The 21,733-nt window shown below is 40.2% G+C and carries 20 protein-coding genes and 1 tRNA gene; 10 read left to right on the top strand and 11 right to left on the bottom strand.

The features are described 5' to 3' along the window. The first annotated feature begins 258 nt into the window (after positions 1 to 258). Both uvrA and QOL44_RS09485 read left to right on the top strand, forming a co-directional pair. On the top strand, positions 259 to 3,102 hold the full coding sequence (gene uvrA, locus QOL44_RS09490; protein ID WP_009059207.1) for an excinuclease ABC subunit UvrA: 2,844 nt from the start codon (positions 259 to 261) through the stop codon (positions 3,100 to 3,102). After that, positions 3,099 to 5,636 carry a tetratricopeptide repeat protein gene (locus QOL44_RS09485; protein ID WP_009059205.1) on the top strand — a complete coding sequence of 846 codons (2,538 nt, stop codon included), beginning with the start codon at positions 3,099 to 3,101 and terminating at the stop codon, positions 5,634 to 5,636. Before uvrA ends, QOL44_RS09485 begins: the two co-directional genes overlap by 4 nt. A gap of 110 nt (positions 5,637 to 5,746) precedes the next feature. On the opposite strand, the gene QOL44_RS09480 is transcribed toward QOL44_RS09485, so the two are convergent. After that, positions 5,747 to 7,693 (bottom strand): hypothetical protein, encoded by a 1,947-nt coding sequence (locus QOL44_RS09480; protein ID WP_009059204.1) that lies wholly within the window; start codon positions 7,691 to 7,693, stop codon positions 5,747 to 5,749. Between the two features lie 180 nt (positions 7,694 to 7,873). Between QOL44_RS09480 and QOL44_RS09475 the strand changes: the two genes are divergently transcribed. Further along, a complete protein-coding gene (locus QOL44_RS09475) occupies positions 7,874 to 8,080 on the top strand; it encodes a hypothetical protein (RefSeq protein ID WP_283401179.1) in 207 nt (68 codons plus the stop codon). An 18-nt stretch (positions 8,081 to 8,098) separates the two neighbouring features. On the opposite strand, the gene QOL44_RS09470 is transcribed toward QOL44_RS09475, so the two are convergent. After that, on the bottom strand, positions 8,099 to 9,223 hold the full coding sequence (locus QOL44_RS09470; protein ID WP_009059202.1) for a citrate synthase/methylcitrate synthase: 1,125 nt from the start codon (positions 9,221 to 9,223) through the stop codon (positions 8,099 to 8,101). A 196-nt stretch (positions 9,224 to 9,419) separates the two neighbouring features. On the opposite strand from QOL44_RS09470, the gene QOL44_RS09465 reads away from it, so the two are divergent. Beyond that, on the top strand, positions 9,420 to 10,199 hold the full coding sequence (locus tag QOL44_RS09465; RefSeq protein WP_009059201.1) for a polysaccharide deacetylase family protein: 780 nt from the start codon (positions 9,420 to 9,422) through the stop codon (positions 10,197 to 10,199). A 68-nt stretch (positions 10,200 to 10,267) separates the two neighbouring features. After that, positions 10,268 to 10,340 (top strand) — tRNA-Phe (locus QOL44_RS09460). Positions 10,341 to 10,359: 19 nt separating this feature from the next. On the opposite strand, the gene QOL44_RS09455 is transcribed toward QOL44_RS09460, so the two are convergent. After that, positions 10,360 to 10,878, bottom strand: a complete 519-nt coding sequence (locus QOL44_RS09455; protein ID WP_009059199.1) for a DUF3455 domain-containing protein — start codon at positions 10,876 to 10,878, stop codon at positions 10,360 to 10,362. A gap of 60 nt (positions 10,879 to 10,938) precedes the next feature. Between QOL44_RS09455 and QOL44_RS09450 the strand changes: the two genes are divergently transcribed. From QOL44_RS09450 to panB, 3 genes are read left to right on the top strand one after another with little or no spacing between them, the layout of a single operon-like run. Continuing rightward, positions 10,939 to 11,901, top strand: coding sequence for a class I SAM-dependent methyltransferase (locus QOL44_RS09450; protein ID WP_134372961.1), 963 nt, complete (start codon positions 10,939 to 10,941; stop codon positions 11,899 to 11,901). A 50-nt stretch (positions 11,902 to 11,951) separates the two neighbouring features. Further along, on the top strand, positions 11,952 to 12,455 hold the full coding sequence (folK, locus tag QOL44_RS09445) for a 2-amino-4-hydroxy-6-hydroxymethyldihydropteridine diphosphokinase (protein WP_009059194.1): 504 nt from the start codon (positions 11,952 to 11,954) through the stop codon (positions 12,453 to 12,455). Beyond that, positions 12,406 to 13,179: a 3-methyl-2-oxobutanoate hydroxymethyltransferase gene (panB, locus tag QOL44_RS09440; RefSeq protein ID WP_009059192.1), complete on the top strand. Its 774-nt coding sequence runs from the start codon at positions 12,406 to 12,408 to the stop codon at positions 13,177 to 13,179. Before folK ends, panB begins: the two co-directional genes overlap by 50 nt. A 1-nt stretch (position 13,180) precedes the next feature. Here the strand turns inward: panB and QOL44_RS09435 are convergent, their stop codons facing one another. The 3 genes from QOL44_RS09435 to QOL44_RS09425 form a co-directional block, all read right to left on the bottom strand. Continuing rightward, on the bottom strand, positions 13,181 to 14,227 hold the full coding sequence (locus tag QOL44_RS09435; protein WP_009059190.1) for a hypothetical protein: 1,047 nt from the start codon (positions 14,225 to 14,227) through the stop codon (positions 13,181 to 13,183). A 232-nt stretch (positions 14,228 to 14,459) separates the two neighbouring features. Further along, the gene (locus tag QOL44_RS09430; RefSeq protein ID WP_009059189.1) at positions 14,460 to 15,599 is read right to left on the bottom strand and encodes a glycosyltransferase family 4 protein; all 1,140 of its coding nucleotides are present in this window, start codon (positions 15,597 to 15,599) and stop codon (positions 14,460 to 14,462) included. A gap of 1 nt (position 15,600) precedes the next feature. Next, positions 15,601 to 16,542, bottom strand: coding sequence for a glycosyltransferase family 2 protein (locus tag QOL44_RS09425; RefSeq protein WP_009059188.1), 942 nt, complete (start codon positions 16,540 to 16,542; stop codon positions 15,601 to 15,603). Here QOL44_RS09425 and QOL44_RS09420 point away from each other — a divergent pair. Together QOL44_RS09420 and QOL44_RS09415 are read left to right on the top strand one after the other, a co-directional pair. Then, positions 16,541 to 17,326 (top strand): polysaccharide deacetylase family protein, encoded by a 786-nt coding sequence (locus QOL44_RS09420; protein ID WP_009059187.1) that lies wholly within the window; start codon positions 16,541 to 16,543, stop codon positions 17,324 to 17,326. The two genes, QOL44_RS09425 and QOL44_RS09420, sit on opposite strands and share 2 nt — an antisense overlap. Positions 17,327 to 17,361: 35 nt before the next feature. Further along, a complete protein-coding gene (locus tag QOL44_RS09415) occupies positions 17,362 to 18,138 on the top strand; it encodes a glycosyltransferase family 2 protein (protein WP_244229056.1) in 777 nt (258 codons plus the stop codon). A gap of 28 nt (positions 18,139 to 18,166) precedes the next feature. On the opposite strand, the gene QOL44_RS09410 is transcribed toward QOL44_RS09415, so the two are convergent. The 5 genes from QOL44_RS09410 to QOL44_RS09390 all read right to left on the bottom strand — a co-directional run bounded on the left by QOL44_RS09410 (position 18,167) and on the right by QOL44_RS09390 (position 21,729). Further along, positions 18,167 to 19,120 carry a glycosyltransferase family 2 protein gene (locus tag QOL44_RS09410; RefSeq protein WP_009059184.1) on the bottom strand — a complete coding sequence of 318 codons (954 nt, stop codon included), beginning with the start codon at positions 19,118 to 19,120 and terminating at the stop codon, positions 18,167 to 18,169. 77 nt (positions 19,121 to 19,197) lie between these two features. Beyond that, complete coding sequence (locus tag QOL44_RS09405; protein ID WP_009059182.1) at positions 19,198 to 20,127, bottom strand: glycosyltransferase family 2 protein; 930 nt, start codon at positions 20,125 to 20,127, stop codon at positions 19,198 to 19,200. Between the two features lie 43 nt (positions 20,128 to 20,170). Then, positions 20,171 to 20,731 (bottom strand): hypothetical protein, encoded by a 561-nt coding sequence (locus QOL44_RS09400; RefSeq protein WP_009059180.1) that lies wholly within the window; start codon positions 20,729 to 20,731, stop codon positions 20,171 to 20,173. Beyond that, positions 20,724 to 21,104, bottom strand: coding sequence for a hypothetical protein (locus tag QOL44_RS09395; RefSeq protein WP_244229055.1), 381 nt, complete (start codon positions 21,102 to 21,104; stop codon positions 20,724 to 20,726). The genes QOL44_RS09400 and QOL44_RS09395 overlap by 8 nt, the downstream gene beginning before the upstream one ends. A 121-nt stretch (positions 21,105 to 21,225) precedes the next feature. Then, positions 21,226 to 21,729 carry a thioredoxin family protein gene (locus tag QOL44_RS09390; protein WP_009059176.1) on the bottom strand — a complete coding sequence of 168 codons (504 nt, stop codon included), beginning with the start codon at positions 21,727 to 21,729 and terminating at the stop codon, positions 21,226 to 21,228. Positions 21,730 to 21,733 lie beyond the last annotated feature (4 nt).

The raw sequence follows: 21,733 nt of genomic DNA, 5'->3' as shown, positions 1-21,733 counted from the left end.
TTAGGCAATCGACATAGTTCCTTGTATATTAGTCCTTACTGCCAAAGAAAGTCGTAGCTACGTTGAAGAATTAAGTTGGATTAAAGTTGGGGGTGGTAGTTTTAGGAGCTAATGCCATGCATTTGAAAAATAGAAAGGAATCAGGACAGAGGCAAAAAATGGATCGATGAGTCTTGAATACCGGAATACATAAAGAGACGGCGCTTTGTTTTTAGTCAATTTATTTATCGGTTTGGTTGAAGTCTTTAGGTTGTGAACATGATAGAGAACTCTTTTATTAGGATCAAAGGAGCCAAGCAACATAATTTAAAAAACATTTCTTTAAATATTCCTAAAGGCCAGCTGACGGTAATTACAGGAGTCAGCGGCTCAGGAAAATCCTCGCTTGCTTTTGATACTCTGTATGCCGAAGGCCAAAGAAGGTATATGGAAAGCCTTTCGGTCTACTCAAGACAATTTCTTGAGCAGCTTGAAAAACCAGAGGTGGAATTAATTGAAGGCTTGATTCCTGCTGTGGCAGTAGAACAGAAAACTTCTGCAGCCTCTCCACGTTCCACTTTGGCTACTTCGACCAATATCTATGAATATTTGAAGTTACTTTTTGCCCATCTTGGCGAGCCTCACCATCCGTTGACTGGGAAAAAACTAAAAAAGTATACAGTCGAAGAAATAGTGGCTCGTCTTATGGCATTACCACAGCAGACTCCGGTTATGCTTTTGGCTCCATTAATCAAAAAAGAAAAAGGCAATTTTATTCCTCTTTTAGAGCAGATGCAAAAAGAAGGATTCTTGAGAGCAAGAATCGATGGCCGCCTCCAAGAAATCGAAGAGGTGGTGAGTCTTTCCCCAGAGGAAGCCCATTCCATAGAAATACTGATTGACCGGATACGGATTGAGCCAGATATAACGAGCCGTCTTTATGATTCTGTAGAATTGGCTTTAAGGATAGGAAGAGGTGTATTATGTGCTGTCTTTCAGGATACTCAAGGTAAATCGGGGGAATGGGTCATGAGTAATCTTCATTATGACCCAGAAATAGGTTTTCTTTTTCAGGAACTAAGTCCAAGACACTTTTCGTATAATTCTCCTTTGGGAGCTTGTCCTAAATGCCAGGGGTTAGGGTGTGAGCTTGATTTTGATCCTGCTTTGCTGATTCCCGATCCAACTGTCTCTTTGAAAGATAATCCTTTGGCTCCTTGGGAAAAAATCGGGGGAGGATTATCTAAAGTGTTCCTTAAAGAATTGCTCGAACAAGCCGCTTTGTTTGGAGAACCTATCGATAGGAGCTGGCAAGACTGTTCGGAGGAATTTAAGCAGGCTATTTTGTTTGGCTCTTCGAGTATCTCAACAAAAAAGAAAAGAAAAAGTTTTAAGCCTTTTGAAGGCGTTATTCCTGCTCTCAAAAGAATGTATGAGGAAAGCAAGTCTGCAATCCTTAAGGCTAGGCTGAAAGAATTTATTCTTTCGGTTCCTTGCAAAGCCTGCAATGGGCAAAGACTTAATCCAGAAGCCTTAGCTGTGACTATTGAATTGAAGGGCTGGCCGGCATTTAACATATCGAAGGTGCTGGATCTTACTGTATCGGAGGCTTTGTGTTGGGTAAGAGAACTCTTAGCGTCTTACACAAGTGATAAGGCAGCTCAAGAAATGCTCTCTGGATTAGCAGCTAGGCTCCAAAACCTAGAAGAACTTGGACTTGGGTATCTGACATTGAACAGAGAGATTGGCACTTTGTCTGGGGGAGAATCGCAGAGGGTAAGATTGGCCACACAACTTTCAGGAGAATTGACAGGCTTGCTCTATGTGTTGGATGAACCAAGCATTGGTCTTCACCCAAGAGATACAGAGAAATTGATTAGGACAATAAAAAGGCTCAAAGACATGGGTAATACAGTTGTGGTGGTAGAACATGATGAAAAGAGTATTAGGGAAGCCGATTATATCGTTGAACTTGGGCCAGGAGCAGGTTCGGCTGGCGGACATATTGTTGCTTCTGGAACTTTAGAGGATATACTCAAATCCAAAGCTTCCGTGACAGGGGCCTACTTACGCGGGGAACTTTCTATTCCAATTCCAGCAAGACGAAGAAAACCATCAAGAAAGTTTATACGGCTCTTTGGCGTCAGAAAGCATAACTTAAAAAACATCGATATTGCTTTTCCTATTGGACTTTTCTGCTGTGTCACAGGGGTAAGCGGATCAGGTAAAAGCACTCTTGTCAATGATGTCCTTGCAAAAATATTTTTGCAGCAAAGCAATGATCCAAAGACTGGATTAGATCTATGTGATAGAGTGGAAGGATTGTCCTTGATTAAAAAAATTATCATTGTAGATCAATCTCCTATTGGCAGATCGTCTCGATCCAATCCAGCAAGTTATTGTGGGGCTTTGCCCATCATTAGGGAACTTTTTGCAAAACTTCCCAAATCGAAGGTCATGGGATTTTCCGCTGCGAGGTTTAGTTTTAATGTTCCCGGAGGTCGGTGTGAACGGTGTAGAGGAGAGGGGCTTATAGAAGTGGAAATGGCATTTCTTCCTCCAATTTTTGTTGTTTGTGAAGCATGCCAAGGGAAACGATTCAATCGGGAGACATTAGAAGTCACTTACCGGGGGAAGAATATTGCGGATGTCTTGGATATGACTATAGAAGAAGGCTGTGATTTTTTTAAGAATATCCCTCCTCTATTCGAAAAACTTGAAATGATGTCGAAAGTTGGTCTTGGCTATTTAAAACTTGGACAACCTGCTATCACTCTTTCGGGAGGCGAAGCACAGAGACTGAAACTAGCTGTGGAATTGCAAAGAAAGACTGAAGGCAGAACACTTTATATTCTTGATGAGCCGACAACCGGTCTGCATTTTGCCGATATTGATTTGCTTCTCAAACTGCTCCATAATCTAGTGGAACGAGGCAATACGGTGATTGTGATCGAACATAATCTTGATGTTATTAAGTCGGCAGATTATGTTATAGACTTAGGACCGGAGGGAGGGGAGAAGGGGGGAGAAGTCGTTGCAACTGGTAGCCCGGAAGAAGTGGCCAGAGAAGCCATAAGCTGGACTGGGAGATACCTACGAGCCTTATTTGAGCGACAGAGATGATCAAGCGCCTTTTGCTCTTTTTTTTTCTTTTTCTAACCACTTACTGCTCTAGCTCTTGGAACAGTTTTGCGCTGGGTCTTGAAAAACATCTTTATGATCAGATCAATGAATCAATGGATGATAGCCTGCTTAGTCGCGTGGTCGAATTATCGAAAGAATTTGAAAAGAATTATCCTCAATCCTCAGATCTTGCTGCTGTTTATCTCAAGCATGCAGAAGCCTTGTATTTCCTGGCCAAATACGAGGATCTTGTTACGCTTTTATCGCAAAAAGGACTACCGCCATTTTCCGTTGAAGATTCTGGGAAAATCGCTTTTTGGAGGGCTGAAGCTTACCGAGCTATGGGAAAATGGACAGAAGCGATTCGAGAATATGAGACAGCTGAAAAATATCTTCTGGATACGGCACTCCTTGAAAAGGTTTGGATTAGAAAAGGCTTTTCTTTATGGCAAGATGGGAAGACTAAGGAAGCTCAAGAAACGATCAGTAAAGTCTTACATTCTAAAAATGCGGCTAGTTGTGCTGAAGCCCTGCTAATCTTTGGAAAGATTGCATTAAGTAATGGCAATCAAAATGAAGCTAAAGAGTATTTTCATTCGGTTATAGCTAAAAGCCCTAATTCGGAAAGTGGTATAGAAGCCAAGTACTGGACAGGAAAGCTACTGGAACAAAACCATCCTCAAGAGGCTGTTCCCTATTTTCAGTCTGTTGTGGATCAAGCGGGTTTTTCTAGGGATATTAACATTCTTGGCTTCTTGGAACTTGGAAAAACTTATCTGGCTTTAGAAGAAACGGGAAAAGCGATGCAGGCTTTTGAAAAAGGGCTTAGTTTGTGTAAAAAAGAAGAGTTACAGCTTCTTTTTGTCAAATACTACTTGGATGCAGCTATCGCTTTAAGTCGGCTCAACGAGGCTAGACAGAAGCTTTTTTCTATGTTCCCTCTTGAAAAGGGATCAAAGATTGGAGCCTGGGTAAGATTTATTGAGGCTGAAGAAGAAGCAAAAAACGAACAATATGATTTTGCACTGCTTCTTTTGGAAAAGCTTTTGGATAGTCAATCCTTGTTAGGGACCGATAAACAGGTGGAATATAGCCTAGGCAGAATTTATTATGAGATGGGTTCTAAGGAACCTGCTACAAAATACTTCTATAAAGCACTAGCCTCGACGGATGCGCATGTAAGCGAACATGCATTGTTTTATCTGGGGCTAATTGATTATGATAAATCAAAATTTGAAGATAGTGCTGATAAATTTGCGCAGGCTTTTCAAAAGCAGGGAGAACTTGAAGAAGAGGCCCTTTACAATGTCCTTCTTTCGAGGGCTCGGATGCATAATGTGGATGATTTTCTCAAAGCAAAAGAAGCTTTTTTATTGAAATATCCTACCAGTAGCTTCCGCTTGGAGATTTATCTTACCGAAGCTAATCTTTGGGAAGAACTCAATCAATTTGACAATGCTATTGGCATACTCGAAAAAGCGCTATCGGATCCTTTGATAAAAAAGGAGAAAGCCATTTTACTTTTAAATCTTGGAAAACTCTTTTTAAAACAGGCAAAATATGCCGAGGCTACTGAAGAATTTATGAGGCTTTGTGATGATTACCCAACCGACAAATTTGTTCCTGAGGCATTATACCTGGCTGTTTTTTCTGATTATCTCGCTGGCCATATAGGTGCGCATGCTGCCAGAGAGAAGATGATAGAAATTTTAAGAAAGTATCCTTCCGATCCTATTGCCCCTAAAGCTTTGTTTTCGGCTGCTGAGTATGCCTATGATGAAGCGGATTTTTATGGGGCACGATGGCTTTTTGAAGAAGTGCCGAAAGACTATCCCAACAGTGAGTTAGGAGATCAAGCTTATTATTGGGCATCAAAAGCAGCGATCGAGTGCAAAGATCTCTCGGGGGCCGTGCTGCTTTTGGAAAAGATTCCAGAAAATTCCCCTATAAAATCCGAAGCTAGATTATTGCAAGGCAAGATTTATTTTGATCAGAGCCAATACCCAGCCGCCGTTTCACTTTTTGATGGGGTATTGGATAAAGAGCCGACAGGAAAACTGCACGTGATTGCGCTCTTAAGAAAAGCCGATTGCTTTTTTGCCATGGCAGCTAAAGAAAAAAAATATTATCAGGAAGCCTCTTCTCTTTATTCCAATGTGATAAAAGATCCATCAGCTGATATTGAGGAAAAAGACGAGGCTGCTTTCAAATTTGCCGTTTGCCTTCAAAAGCAAGGAAGAATTGAGGATGCATTGGCTTCCTTTTTGGATGTTCTCAATGGGAGGACAGACCATATAAAATATGACGCTGACCGAGAGACCTCACATGCGCTGCAATCGACTCTTTTCCCCGAGTTTTATTGGAGAATTAAAGCTGGAGTAGAAGCAGCTTTAATAAAGGAAGAACAGAAAGATTGGGTTGGAGCCCTCACCATTTACCGAAAACTAGAATCCCTTGGTGGACCTACCCAACAGGAATTCCATGAAACCCTGAATAGGCTTAAAAAAGAGCACTTTTTAACAGAAGGCTTCTAAAAAGCTTGGATCTATAACCGAATTTCTTATTCTCTCCCAATAACTGTATAAGTAAAAAGGAGGACTCCATTGGGATCGAACAGCTATTGGAAAGAATGAATTCTTTTCGATTAATGAATCCAAAGGAAATGTGGGAGGCCTGCGAGAGAAGGAACGACAAGAATTTCTGGGGAAAAACCTGCGGCACGCAGAATATCTTTTCTAGTTAGTTTTAAGGGTAAACTCTCTTGTAGAGCGGAAAAGCCAACGGATTTTTTGTCTCTTACCGTGTCGCGAACAATTTCGTAGTAGGTTTGTTGGAGGTCCTCTTCATACGATGGCTCGACCGAAGGATCTTGTTTGGAAATCAGATAGCGGGCTAAAGCTTCAATTTTTTCTTTTATTCCGGACTGTTCGAAAAGAGTGTCTTGGTAGGCAGTGATGAAAAGAAGATAAAGGGCAGAGATTTCAGTGAACTGTTCGAAATCAACTAGATGGAATTGAACGGGTAGGTCTTTTGCTTGTTTGAGCTTGGAATGGAAGGGAGGAGGGATTGTGGGAGGGAGGAAACAAATTAAAGAGAGGTTAGGATCGACCTTATTTCTATTTACTTCGGATAAGAATGCTTCAGTCAAAAAAGAAGCAAAAGGCTCAAGACTAAGCCAGTAAAGATGCGAGTGGACAGTCCAACAGAGATCAAAATAGGGCTGTTCTAGATTGGTAACGGTTATCCAGGAGATGGTTCTGGCTGCCATTGTCAAGAACCAGATCATAGGTGCTTGGAAAGGGAGGAGCCTTGGATTTAATTCTATAGCCAGTTTAGCTTCGAGCAGAACGGTTTCGAAAAGAGGCATGGCAGAGATTTGTGGATTTTTTAATTGAGATAAAATTTTGTTGTAACCGAATTCAAAGTATGCAGGAAAGGCTGTTGGCCCTTCGTAATTCCGACATAGCTGTTCTAAGGCCATTTTTTTCTCCTTTTTTAACCCTTTTATCATGGCCAACCTTGAGCATCCTACTGCCACAAGATCTTCTTTGGGAGGAACTTCCATACGGATGGTCAGTAAATGAGGACAAATTTGACTACTAGTTTGGAGAGCCTTTAGAAAAGGTTCAGTCCCAACGATCAATAGGAATCTGTTGGGAAAGGAAAGAAGTTCTGAAAGAAAGCAAAGAAATCTCTCGAGCAAAGATTCGCTATTGAGGAGGTGGTCCCAATGATCGAAAACAAGAAGAAAGGGTCGGACTCTTAAGGAAAGGTGGAATAGATCTTTAATTTTTAATTTTGCTTCTTCTTCTTTGTCTATCTGCAAAGGTTTATAGGGGATATCAAAAAAGGAAGGTTCGGGACTTATGAAAGGTTCTCCAAAAAACCAATTTTTACACATTTCTGTTATTCGTCTGTCTTGTCCGAGGACAGAAAACCCATAGATGACTTTGATCCAATCTCTTGGGTCGTTAGCGAAAGCTCCCCATCCGGTCAGTTCTTTCTCCAAAATGGGAAGGACAAAAGGGAAGTCTCTTTTCAGCCATTCCACCCATTCTGGAACGACTTCTTCGGGGAGAAGCGAGGTCGGATTTTTTTTTAGAAAAACAATAGCGGAACGAATTTTCCTGTATAAGCTTTTATTTTTTTGGGCGGCTTCATTTACTAGCTCAAGAAGAATGCCATAGGCAAGCACATCGCGTTGATTTGCTTGGCCAGGCCAGCATCCTGTCGAGCCAGATTTTTCAGGGAAAAGTAGCTCATTGTAAATACATTGCCGAAGGTATTGAAAAAAACCGGATGGAGAGAAAAGAGGAGGAATTGAAATAAGAAAAAAGTTTGGCGAAAAATACTGGAATAATCTTCCTACTAGATGGCTTTTCCCAACCCCACTAGTCGTGGAATAGAGAACAATGATTTTTTTCTCTATCTCTTTCTTATGGCTTGAAAAAAGGTTAACGATTTGAGTAAGACTCTCTTTCCCAATCCCTTTTACTGTTGGGGATATTTTTCTTGGATCGTAACTGTGCGACCCAAAAAAAATATTCCAATCAAGATTGTTTTCTTTTTTATTTTTAAAAAAACCGATCATTTTTCATTTATTTAAGCATTAGAGGCTTCCTCTGGATATTTTGTAGAAGAATGAAAGGAATAGCTAGCTTCCTATTTTTTATAATTTGCTCCTCTAGAAAGTAGAGTTGTAACAGCCCCCTTTTTTTCATAACCCACTGAATCCCACTTGGAACATCCATTGATTATAGGCTCAAGCCTCTTGTCTATCTTTTGGCCTGAGCGCAGAGGGATAAGACCAAGGGGCAGCTTTCTTAACAAATATTGTCAGCCTTGTTTTCTAGTTGCCACTGAATCCCTTCAAGGCATCAAACTTCAGACGCGGGTCAACGATGTCGCATCGCATCCGCTTTTATCTTTAGGCATGCGAGCGTTAAACGTAGCCCTTTTGTTTCTTTTGAAAACTTGAACTATTCACTCTCAAGATTCAATTTCTTTCTTCAATGGGTATAAATGGCTTGGGAAGAGGACCCACATATTCAGCAATGGGTCTAATCAGCCGGTTATTAGCCCTTTGTTCAAAAATATGTGCACACCATCCAGAAGTTCTAGAAATCACAAAAAGAGGGGTAAAAAGAAAAGTGGGGATTCCAAGAAAATGATAAGTAAGAGCACTGTAGAAATCTACATTAGGATACAGATGCTTTTCCCTGAACATGACTTCTTCAATTCTTTCTGCAATTGCAAAGAGGTTTTTCTTTGAGGGCTCATCGGAAAGCTTTTTAGCCCATTCTTTTATGATATCCGACCGAGGATCACCATATTTATAGACTCGATGTCCAAAACCCATAATTTTCTCTTTTTTGGTGAGCATGGATTTTATGCCGACCTCGGCCTCATCCGCTGATTTAAACTGTATGATTTGTTCCATGGCTGCTTCATCGGCTCCTCCATGTAAAGGGCCTCTTAAAGCACAGATTCCTCCAGTAATAGCAGAATAAAAGTCGGAAAGAGTCGAAGTAATAACTCTACAGGTAAAAGTCGAGGCATTGAATTCATGCTCGGCATGAAGGATTAGGGCGACATCCAGGGCGCGTATTTGAGAGGGACTAGCAGGATGACCATATAAAAGGTGCAAAATGTGAGCGGCTATTGTTTTTTCGCTTTCTGATGAAGTCTCAATAGATCCTTTGCCCATATGATATTGATACCAGAACAGTAGCATGGAAGGCATGATTGCCAGTAGCCTTTTGGCAATAGTCAACTGGAGGCTGCTGCTCTTTTCAGGTTCAAGGGTTCCAAGCATTGAACAGCCCGTCCGTAAGACATCCATGGGATTGCAGTCCTTAGGGATGAGTTTTAAAACGGTTTGAAGTTCAGGGGGGAGGGAACGCCAGGACATTAGCTGATCAATGAATTCGTTAAGCTGTGTTAAGGTGGGTAATTCTCCATGGAGTAAGAGAAAGATGACTTCTTCGAAGGTTGCCTTTTTTGCTAAATCATGAATGGAATATCCTCTATAAGTCAAATCGAGCCCTTCTTTTCCTACAGTGCTTATAGAAGTTTTCCCTGCTACGATCCCTTCTAGTCCAGCTTTCGTTGCTTCAGTCATAAATTTGGTCCTTTCTAATAAGTTTTTGTTTAAATAAATGTATTTTTCTGTCTCATCGTTGATGAAAGGATGAATTTTTAAGTGTAATACAAATGCAATGCGAATATTGTTCTTATTACAAAGTTATTCTTATTTCAAAGATTCAAAGAATAAGTTGATGTTGTATCTTAAAAATGCTAAATAAAAGGCTTTGTCAATGAATAGAAGATTTTTTTTCAAAAAAGTTATTTTCTCATTCTTTGGTGTTAGCATTGGATATTCTCTTCGGGATGTTTTTTCTCTGCAACAGCCAATTGTCAACTATAATGCGACTTCTCCAGCTCCAAGCCATTCAAAAAACCCACTAGATATCGAAGTCCCCTTTGTTCATAGCGGTCCTGGCTTTGGCAGAAGGATTGCAATAACTTTTGATGATGGACCTGTTCCCCATACGACTGAAATGGTTTTGCGCGCTTTAGAAAGCAGGAAAATCCCTGCAACTTTCTTCATGCTTGGAGAGCATGTGAAAGTCTATCCTTCTTTAGCTAGAGAAGTGCAGGCAGCGGGACATGAGATTGGAAATCATACATTCAACCATCCACAACTTTCTAAGCTGTCTGATGCCCAAGTAGAAGACCAGATCCGACTTACTCAAGATTTAATTGTGGATGCTACAGGAACTCGTCCGGTATGGCTGAGACCTCCTTATGGATCATTCCGACGCTCTCAAGCTCATATAGCCTATAAATTCAAGCTGGGAGTGGCCCTATGGAATGTGGATACAAGAGATTGGACGAAGCCTGGGGCACAAAAAGTAATGCAGATTATAGAGAAGGAAACGAAGCCTGGTTCCATCATTCTTTTGCATGATATTCATAAAGAAACCGCACAAATGACAGGGCAAATACTCGATTTTCTTCTGGAAAAAGAATATGAATTTTCGACCATTTCGGGGTTTGTTGGCCATCCTTATGCCCCTGCTCGAGTTCCTTCCTGAAAATATCCTTTGGAGTTGACTTTGGCTGCTTTTCCTTTTTTAATCATATAACTGTTTTTTTTCATTCTGGCTGGGTAGCTCAGTCGGTAGAGCAGCGGACTGAAAATCCGTGTGTCGGCGGTTCGATTCCGCCCCCAGCCACAGGGTTAGTGAGATTTTTTCAAAAAGATTGGGCCCTCTTGGCTAAAAAAAGATAAGTGGCTCGATAGGATATTTTCGAACATTGATTCTCTTTAGAAGGTGCTTTTTTAGGTGGAAGACCTCCTAGGGTAGCAACCCGAATGACATATTGGACATTACTTAAAAGACCCTTGCCTTCGTGAGATTTAACTTTTAAAAGTAACCAGGGAATAGCAGTCTGTTGGTCCACCTTCGCTATGGGAGGAAGCATAGCGGTTATTTTACTCCCATCGTTCAGCTCCCAACTTGGCCCAGAATAATGCTTGCCAATTTGTTTTCCAGATTTATCAAATAGTAAGGCTTTTGGAGCTGTCAATTTCCATTCAAAGCTGTTTTTTTCCCCAATTTGAGGCTGACTGGAATAGATCTGAACCCCTTTTGCCTCGGCTACCAAAACAATCATCGTATGGGAAGGAAGCACAAGCCCAGAGTTTTTTTGTGCGAATAAAAGGGAAAATTGGAATAAAAAGAAAAAAGTTGTAAATAAAAAGTTCCTCATATTGAGTTATTCCAGTCATTTTTAGCAAAGAGTTTTTAATCTATTCAATAAAAAATGGCGATGATACTCCCTGATATTTCGACATGCAGGATTTGTGGCTGTGAGGCTAGTCATCCTGTGTATATAGCTCAAGAAACCATTATGGGTAGTTTTGAGCGCTTCGTTTATTTCAAATGTTTAGAGTGCGGCTGTTTGCAGATCGACCCTATTCCTACAGATTTAGCAAGACATTATACAGCCAACTATCAGTCCAAAATTTTGGAATTTGGAATTTTGGCAAAAAAAAGCCTTTTTAAAAAATATCTAGCCTGGTTACTTTTGTTTATAGGAAACAAGAAAGAAAGCTCTCTAGGGATTTTAAGAAAATTATTTCCTGGCTTTCTCTGGCAATTTAAAGAACTAGGCATCAATCAACACTCAAAAATTCTTGATTATGGTTGTGGAAGGGCTCAATTTCTCTTAAGGCTATATAGTTGGGGATTTGAAAAGCTTTATGGATTAGATCCTTATTGGCAAGGTCCAGAAATTGAGACAAAAGAAATGGTCATAAAAAAAGGGGATTATTCTCAGCTAAGAGACCACCAATTTGACCTAATCGTTTTAAACCATGTGATAGAGCATCTGGAAAAGCCTCTTGTTGTTTTGAAAACTTTAAGAGATCATCTCAAGGAAAATGGGGTGATCTTGGTTAATACTCCGCTTGTGGATAGTTACGGATGGAGAAAGTTCGGAAATGCTTGGGCGATGTGGGATCCGCCTCGACACCTTCATATATTTAGTGTCAAATCAATGGCCTTGGCTGCTAAAAAATGTGGATTGAAAGTTGAAAAAGTTACATACGATTCTGGTAAAAATCTTTGGACGACATCCCAACTCTTTTCTATGAATCCCGAATCGCACTCTGGCTTGGCTATTTCCCAAAAAGAATTGACAAAACGACAAAAGCCTATGAACAAATTTTTAAGGATGATGGAAGCGATAGGGGATAGTGATATGGCTTCTTTTCATTTACGAATCAGCTGAATAGACTCCCGTAATTTTACAGTACCAATTAAAAACCGTTATTTTTTTCTATGAAAGTAGGCATAGGAGTGGGGACCAATCAGGGAAAAAGAGAAGAGCAAATCAGGGAAGCTTTAGCTTTTTTAAAGCGATTAACTGAAGGAGAACATTTTCTTTGCTCTTCTATTTGGGAAACTGAGCCAGTGGATTGTCCCATAGGCTCGCCACCTTTTCTGAATTGTGTTGTCGAAATTGACACCTCTCTCTCTTCCCGAAGCTTATTGCAGCGTCTTCAAGATTTTGAAATTTCTCAAGGAAGATTGCCTCTCTCCGAACGAGAAAAAAATGGGCCTCGGCCGATAGATTTGGATATTTTATATTATGGTTCTAACATTATCGTTGAACCTGATCTTCTCATTCCTCATCCGCGTATCTGTCAAAGACGTTTTGTTCTAGGGCCTCTTGCCGAAATTCGACCAGAACTCATCCTTCCAGGATACTCAAAAACCATTAAAAGCCTTCTTCATGAACTCGACAAAAATAACACCAGATTGGATAAGACACCGGAAAAATAGTGGCGAAAAGATTGCGGCATTGACGGTGGTCGATTATCCGACAGCGAAAATCGTTGACGAAGCGGGGTTGCCGCTCCTGTTGGTAGGGGATTCTCTTGGAATGGTGGTATTGGGTTATGAAAACACGACAAAAGTCAGCTTGGATGATATGCTTCATCATGTTCGAGCGGTTGCTCGGGCAAAAGTCAAAGCCTTAGTTGTTGCCGATATGCCCTACGGCTGGAATCGTAACCCTAACCAGGCCCTTTATTGTGCCCAAAAGCTTTGTGATGCGGGAGCAGAAGCAGTAAAAGTTGAAGGTGGAACGGAAATTGCAGCTACTGTAGAGCTGCTTCTTGCCAAAGGCATTCAGGTGATGGGACATATTGGATTGATGCCTCAATTCTTGGGAGAAACTCCAAGGTATAGGAAGCAGGGATTAAGGGAAGAGGAAAAAAAGAAGATTATTGATGATGCCCTTTTTTTAAGCAAGGCAGGTGTCTTTTCTATTGTGCTTGAGGCTGTAGAAGATCAGCTGGCAGAAGAAATTACCAAGAGAGTGGAGGTTCCAACAATTGGAATTGGCTCAGGTAAATTTTGCGATGGGCAGATCCGTGTTTTCCATGATCTTATGGGACTTTTCCCATGGTTTCGGCCAAAGTTCGTTCAACCAAAATTAAACTTGGCTTTGCTTATCAAAGAAGCAGCAACGGCTTATAAAAAAGAGGTTCAAGAAGCCACCTAAATTATTTCGATGAAAATTCAGATAGAAAAGCTTGATCTGCGTTTTTTGTACCCTGCAATAAGGCAAGTCCGTAGGCCATTCGATTGACATCTTCTAATAACCCACCAATTGGAACGGCAAGCATATGCGCTTTCCAAACCAAAGTCGTCCTCTTACCTTTTGACTCCAAAGGCCACATTTCTACGATTTCCATGCCGTTGTAGTAGATTGCACTCACATAAAATTCGAGGTTGATCTGTTGCCAGCTTTCTTGGGTTTTGAACCCGTAGCTGGACCCAAGGGAGAGTGTGCCCATGCCGTTCGCATCGAAAAAATTGCAGTAATAGTTTTGGGGAGGTTGTTGACTGGTCCAATTACTGAGCAGAGAATCAAGAAGAGCTTGGTAACGGGTGTAAATTTTGGGGCTCGCCTTTGCCAATTTATCAATTTCTTCTATGGGTTTGACAGGGCTATTGCCGTTTTCATAAGGAGGGAGGTTGAGAAGTCCAGATTTTGAGTAATTAAGTAGTCTGGTCTGTAAATCGTTCACAAAAAAGGTATGGAGGGCTTGTGCGGAATGTTCATCAATTTTCCCCTTAAAGTTAGAAAGGTCTGCTTGGAGTTGTTTGATTTCTTCTGTACTTAGGTTAATGGAGCTTCGGCCTGGTTTCACTCTAAATGCTTCCTGAAGCAGTTTTTTTATTGGAGCTTTCTTGATATCGAAGGCTAAGGCATTAAAGGGAAAATCATTGGATGAGCCATGCTCCAAATGACTAAAGACTTTAAGCGATGGGAATTTGCTTGGGTCCCAGTGTAAAAAAGCATTGGAAACAGCCTGTGGATCAGCAGGCACTATGAAACAAGTTTCGATTAATATCACATGGCCTTTGCTGTTTTTATCATCAAAGTTTCCTAGAATTGTTCCTTCAGATAGACTGGCCTCTGAAATATTGGGAATAGAACTGAAAGAAGCAACTTCCTGGAAGGGAGAAGAAAAAAGGAATGCTGTCCTAAATAGTATCCATAACAAAAGAAGCCAAAAACTTAGTTGTTTTTGAAAATTATTCATTTAAACAGATTCTTTATAGTTTATTGATTAGCAATATATTACATTACTTTTTGTGTAGGGTTCAAGTAGGGAGCAAACTTCTACTTTCTTTTACTTAATGCGCAATCCCTTATACAGTACTTTCTATCAAGTTTTTTCATCTTAACCAAGTAGAATGGAGAACTTTTATGCCTTAGAATTTTAAATCAATTATATAACGCTTTTTCCTTTTAATCGGAAGGAAAGTGAACACCTATAGCGTATCATATAACTTTAACATGTTTTTTGCCATAATGTTGTAGGAATAAGAAGAGGCAATTTTTTTATGATATTCCCAACGTTTTTCTTCTGGAATCGGTGGCCAATTTCCGATATCGACCATTGCTTGACATAATTCTTGTATGGACCATGGGGGAATTAGCCTGCCAAACTGACAGGCCTCAAAAGCTTCAGGGATGCCGTCTAAAAAAGAGGCAATGACTGGCTTGCCGCAGGCAAATGCCTCTAAGATAACTAGGCCAAAGGCTTCCGTGGCGATGGCTGGATGAACCAGACAGTCGAGTGCATTAATCCAGTTTTCTATTTCAGAGTTATGAGGGATGAGAAAGAAGTGGTCTTGTAAAGAATAACTTTTTATTTTTTCTTCCAGCAACTGCTGCATGTTCCCTCTTCCAATAAGGAGAAATCGGCTCTTTGGAAGCAGCTTTTGAACTTGGTAGGCCGCTTCGATAAATTCCAACTGGCCTTTCCCCACTGGAAAATCATAACTACCAATCATTCCGAAAAGAAAATGTTCTTCTTCAATCCCCAATTTATTCCTTAATTGGATTGCTTTTTTAGGGTAAAATCGTTGGGTGTCAATGCCCCCATAGATGACTTTAATTTTTCTATGGTCTCCTAAAAGCGGATCTCTTTGATGCCGTTCTTTTATTGGGCATAGTGGATCGTAATCTCCCTGGATGAGAACTTTTTTTGTAAAATGAGAGACGGCAACCAAACAGTCGCAAGACTCTAAAAGATAATGTTTACTGATCCAAGAACCAGGGCTTTTAGCCATATGACGCGAGAGAACAATTTTGGGCTTATTTGCGGCCAAGGAACCAGCGACAATGGTTGGCCAATAATCTCTCCCATGATGCGCATGCACAATGGAAATTTCTCGACTGTTAATTATTTTCCATAGCTGGAAAATTCCAGAAAGATTTTTTTCCCAATGGACCGTTTCTATCCCATAGTCTTCTAATAGAGAGGAAAGTTCCGCTCTTTGTGGACAAGCAACGATAACAGGAATCTCTAATTCTTTGAGGCCCCTTGCAAGCAATAGGCATTGATTGTCTGTCCCTCCCCCCTTCAGCAGGGAATTGATCAATAGCACCTTAAGCTTGTTTTGCATTTTAACCCTTAGATAGCCCCATGTTCTCAGGCATTCCTTTGAGATGCCAAAGGGCGATTTTATAGCCAATCCTTAAGCGTTCGGAATTGCGTCTGCCTAAAGTTAGAAGATAAAGGAGGCTTTCAAATATCAAAGAGAAGCTAAGCCGTAACAACAAACCGACTTTTAAGATCAGAAATTCAGGATAGGGACGGTGGATTTTAAAGTACTTGTATCGAGATTTCCAATACTCGATTCGAGCTTCGACTAGGGCCGTTTTAGCTGTTTTCCCTTGTCCATGCCACACTTTGACTTGTGGCAAATAATACACTTGATAGCCCTTTTGTAGGACCCTAAAACAGAAATCAGTTTCTTCAAAAAAGAAAAAGAACCGTTCGTCTAATCCTCCTAATTCATCCCAAATTTTCTTTCGAACAAGGAAAAAGGCACCAATAACTGATTCAACGGCTTGGGGGTTTTTAGGTTTATTTTCTTTACCTGGGAATTTTTTCGGGAAAAGCTTTCGCAGCAGCGACTTATTCCCTAACTCAGTTAAAAGAGTAGGAAAATTGGCGATTGAATTTTGAAGTGTCCCATCTTCATTAAGAAGTTGTGCACCGCACACAGCACACTCTTTGTGTGTTTCCATCCAACGAATAGCTTGTTTGATGGAGTCAGCTTCTAATCTGGCATCAGAATTGAGCAATAAAAGATAGTCGCCTTGAGCATGTACGGCTGCAGAGTTGACTGCTTTTGCAAACCCAAGGTTAGTTTCGGAACGAAGATAAAGGACCCAAGGAAAAAATTTTTTTAACATTTCTTCTGTCCCATCTTTTGATCCGTTGTCAAAGACAATAACTAGCTTTGGAAGAGAGTCTTGGCTTTTTTCAATAGAAAGGAGAGCTTCTTGAAGCAACAGTTGGGTATTGCAACTGACTATAATTATCGATAAATTCGCATTCATGGCTGGCTTACCTAAAGTTTCTTCCCAACTCGATGCCTCCTTTACCCATCTGTCCCATTACCGAAGAGTGTATGGAGATAAGACCCCCATACTCATGTACCATCATATTGGAAAAAATCCAAAAGAATCAAAATTCCCTTCATTGTGGGTTTCTAATTTGCTCTTTGAAAGACAATTAGGAGAATTCTGGTCGATGGAATGGCCTTCCATAACACTTGGAGAATTTGTTGCAGCAAGTTGTTCGGTCTGTCGTGGTGTTATTATCAGCTTTGATGATGCTTATCAATCTGTTTTTACTCGAGCCTTGCCGCTTTTAAATCGGTTTCGCATGCGAGCCATTCTATTTGTGGTTGCTGGATATATTGGGAAAACGAATGAATGGGATAGACCTTTAGGAGAGCCGGCACATAAGCTAATGACTGAAGAGGAGATTAAGGAGTGGATTGCTTCTGGTCAGGAAATTGGCAGTCATACTTTTTCGCACCCACACTTGCCTCTTCTTTCTAGTAAGGAACTGAAAAAGGAAATAGAGGATTCCAAAAAGTATCTGGAGGATACTTTCTCCGTACCCATCCGCCATTTTTCGTTTCCTTATGGGCAATTCACCAAACAATGCTTGGATATCGTAGAGCAAGCTGGATATGAATCTGCTTGTCAAATTGGAGAAGGAGTGAATTTGCCAGGAGAAAATCCATTTGCTCTTAAAAGACTGACTGCCCGAAGGCCCAAAAGGAACTTGAGAACTTTCTTGCATATGCTGCTGCCTTTTAGACATACCGCCTGATTGCTCTCATGGATAAACTACCGATAAGCCTAACGATGATAGCGAAGAACCAGGCGCATAATTTGCCCAAAAGTTTAGGCAGTGTTGCCTCATGGGTCAGCGAAATTATTCTCGTCATCAACGATTGTACCGATGAAACGGAATCTGTGGCAAAGCTTTATGGAGCACGTGTGGAAGAAAGGCCGTGGAGCTGTCGTAGAGATCAAAAAAATATAGCCCTTGATTTGGCTTCTTATCAGTGGGTTTTAGGATTGGATGCCGATGAAGTTGTCTCGGAGGCATTACGGCAAGATATCCATGACTTTTTTAGAGAAGATCACCTGAAGTACGTTGGGGCTTATTTTCCAAGGAAAACATGGTTAATCGATCGGTGGATCACCCATGGGGATTTTTATCCTGATTACAATTTGAGGCTTTTTCGAAAAGATTATGGGCGGTGGGGAGGCAGTAGAGAGCATGATAAAGTGATCGTTCAAGGAAAGGTCAAAAAATTGAAAGGAGAGCTCCTCCATTATTCATTTCCTACGATCGATTTTACGATTACTAAACTTCCAGAGTACGCTAGTTCTTTTGCTAAAGAAGCATTAGAAAAAGGAAGGGCGTGGAATTGGCTCGATGTGCTCTTTAGACCTCCCTGGAGATTTTTTAGAAGCTACATTTTGAAATTAGGTTTTCTTGATGGGTTCCCAGGATTCTATGTGGCCTCCATGGCGGCCTTTTCTAATTTTTTTAGGTATAGCAAACTTTTTGAATTGTCTAAAAGCTGCGATCATAGCAACACTGCTCAGACGGATCTCAATCAAAGAAAATAGGGAACAATCAAAGCTGGCTTTTTTAGGTCTATCTCTCTTTAAAGAAAGGCAAGAGACGTCTGCTCATGTATTTGATTTTGTTCATATCTGAAAAGGAAAGCCCTAAAGAAAGAGCAAAGCGATAACGGAAAGACAATTTTTGTTCCAATAATTCCTTATGTTTTTTGAAATAGGCATCAGCCATAGAGAGATCTACGGATTTATAGGCTAGAAACTTTTGAAATCGGTTTTTTAGAATGGCTGCTTGTCTTGTTTCAGTGAGCATCTTTTCTTTTTTCAAATATTCAATCATTTCCTCAAGGAGAGCATCATGATCCTTAAGAATTTCTATAAAATGGCTAACCGCTCGGCTGCGCCTATGACCTACACGATATACAGCTCCAGGAGTAGGACAATAAACAAACTTCAATTTATTTGTAATGGCGCGCATATAAAGGCTATAATCTTCACAAAGATGTAAGTTGTCCCATCCGCCAATTTTAAGCAGGGATTGTTTTCGCCAAATATAGGATCCTATTTGTGGCATATCCCAGGAAAGCCATAAAATTAAAGGATCTTTGTAGGAGTCAGCGCCTAGCAAATTATTTTGGAGGATAGATGCCCCATTTTTCCAGATTTCAACATAAGTAGGAGAGTATAAGACATCGGCAGAATCGATCTGTTCTTTTGCTTCCTCAAATTGAGTTTTTATTTTTCCTTCCACTAAATAATCGTCATGATCTAGGTATTGAATCCATTCGCCAGTTGCTTCTAAAAGGATTAAATTTCGACTCTCAGCGGTATCCACTGTTTTTTTTAGACTGATAAGCTTAATTTTATCCTTGTATTTGTTTAAAATAGAAGGAGTTTCATCAGTAGAACCTGAGTCAATCACTATTATTTCTTTTTTTTCCCAAGCCTGGGATATAACACTTTCTAAAGTTTGGATAATCCATTTTCCAGGATTATATGCAGGAATGCCAATGGTGACTTTTGGATCCATCTTGTAAAAAGATATAGAATCCTTTTTATTTTATATTTTTTCGATTCTCAATAATTTTCGGCTGGACAACACCATTTTCATCTGTGCCTAAAAAGGCTTTGAATTTTTTCAGTAGCAAAAAATCCAAAAAGAGAATACAAAACATTGTATCTCCAAGACCCATCGACAAAAAAAAGGCCTAATGCTTTTTGCTTTCTTTCTAAAGCCACTGCTTCCTCTATTTTCCCTTCTCTTGCAAGCCATCTAGCAATTAAAAAATAGGCTTTACCAATTTCTATTTGAAGCTCAGGATCCATGCGGCCAGTTTGAACCAACCATTGCACCATCCTATCCATGCATTTCTTTTTTTGGTCAATAAAATCTAAAGCTTGTTCATGCGGCATAGGCTTGTCTCTATAATTCCAATAAGCCCCAGGAATCGGCGTCAAAGAAAATCTTAAATTCGATTGAATGGCTCTTCCTACAAGTTCATAATCATCAAACAGTGGGGCATCATCGCTCCAGCCACCAATTTTTATAGCCGATTCTTTTTTCCAAAGATACCCACCCGTTTGGGGCAGTTCGGAGGAAAACCAGAGAGAAAGCAGTGGTTTGTGCATCGTTTCAGCCGATGGGACATATTTCTCTTTTCCTTCCGGAGAAACAGCTATGATAGGGGAATAGAAGACATCAATAGCATCTAATTCGGTTGTTAGAGAAAAGTGATTTTTGATTTTATTTGGCTCTAAGTAATCGTCGTGATCGAGCCATTGTATCCAGTGGCCATTGGCTCTTTGCAATGCTTCATTTCTGGCTTTGGCTCTACCTATTTTTTCTTTGAAAAAAACATGCAAAACCGCTCCCCTAAACCTTTCAATAATTTCAGCTGTTTTATCCGTAGACCCATTGTTAATGACGAGTATCTCTATGTTTGGCCATGACTGATTGAGAGCACTAAGAATGGCCTTTTCGATCGTTTTTTCGCCATTATAGGTGGGAATGGCAACAGTCACAGCCGGTGGGTTCATTTATTAATAATCTTGGCGAAACTGGGAAAAAAAGAAAAGGGATTTAACGAGCTGTTTCGTTGTCTTGAGAATCTTGATTGGGCTGAGCAGAGGGGGGTGGAGAGGAAGCATTGGAAGAAGCATTGGAAGAGGGGGCGGCCGGGGGTTCAAAGGCATTTGGAAGGCTGGATGATTGGGAAAGAGATTTTAGCTCACGCATTCGAGAACGCATCGCATCCATTTCCTGATGCATCTCTTTCCTTTGTTCGATCAAACGAGTAATAATCGTGGTTAAACAATCGACTTTTTTTTCTTTGGGAGCCTTTTTCAATTCTTTAAGAAGCTCGTCAAGCTCTTTGTCCTGTTTATCAAGTAGTCTGCGAAAGCTTTCTTGCATTTCCGATACAACGGCTCGCTGATTAGCATCCAACAGTTGATCCTCAGAGCTTCCTTTGAGGCTATGAGGTTGAGGAGGAGCTTGGGCTGTAAGAGAGTAGATTCCAGTTCCAATTAGAAAGAAAAAAAGAAAGGAAGCAATCCAGTGATTATGCCCAATAGAAAACCTCTGAGGAAAGTGGAAAAAACATGGAAAGGAATTCTTCTTTGAAGTGCCCCTTTTATTCATGATGTTCTTTATGATTTCCCATCATTTTATGATGCATCGCTTTCATTTCTTCATGCATCTGAATACGCTGATTGACTAAGGTATTTAAAAGGGTAACAACTTTATCCAATTTTTGGTCTTTAGGAGCCTTGTTCATTTCGTTAGCCAGTTTCTTTAATTCCTCATCCTGTTTATCCATCAATCGCTGCATTCTTTCATGCATCTCTCTAGCCATTTTATGCCTATAGGCTTTTCCATGAGGATGGGAGTTTTCAGAAGAAGAAGATTGTGCTTGGGGATCAGCTTGAGATTCAACAGGATTTTGAGCAAAAAGTGGAGACAACAGAAGGCTTCCAAGAGCAAAACAACAGCTAATATACTTTAACTTTTTCATTTTCATTGTATTCCTCATCCTTTTTTAAACCATGAATAGAAACTGTGTTTCTTTTTTTAGAAAAAAAATTAGAAGGCTGTCAAGTTCGTCGCATTCAAGAAGAAATTCATGAACAGAAGCGTTAGTTTTTGGAAATGATTTTTTGATGTAATTTCTCAATTTTGTCAATGAATGGTCCTGGTCCCCCAGGCATATAGCCAAAGGTGGAAAGCTCTTCCCCGTTTGGAGACAAAAGGATCAATGTTGGAAAAGAATCCACGTTGTATTGGTTTGCTAAATCCTCATTCTGTTTTTTTAATTCTGCCGATTGAGTTTTATGCTGAGGGAAATCAACTTCGAGTAAGACGAGATTTTTTTGAGCATAGTTTTTGAACTCTTGAGTTGAAAAAACTTCTCTATCAAGTTTTTGGCACCAAGGACACCAATCAGATCCGGTAAAGTTCATTAACACCATTTTGTTTTCTTTTTTAGCTTCGGAAAGGGCTTGTGCATAATTGGTTAGCCATTTGGGATTTTCAGAAGCTAAAAGAAAGGGTAGTGGTAAAAAATAAAAAAAAAGCGTTATTATAATTATATACAAGAAATTCGTAGTCTTTATGAGAGAAATAAATTTATTATTGGTCATATAG

The organism is Candidatus Methylacidiphilum fumarolicum (genome assembly GCF_949774925.1).
GTDB classification, from domain to species: domain Bacteria; phylum Verrucomicrobiota; class Verrucomicrobiia; order Methylacidiphilales; family Methylacidiphilaceae; genus Methylacidiphilum; species Methylacidiphilum fumarolicum.
Note: the sequence above shows the minus strand (reverse complement) of the source record. Positions and strands in the feature narration are given on the sequence as shown.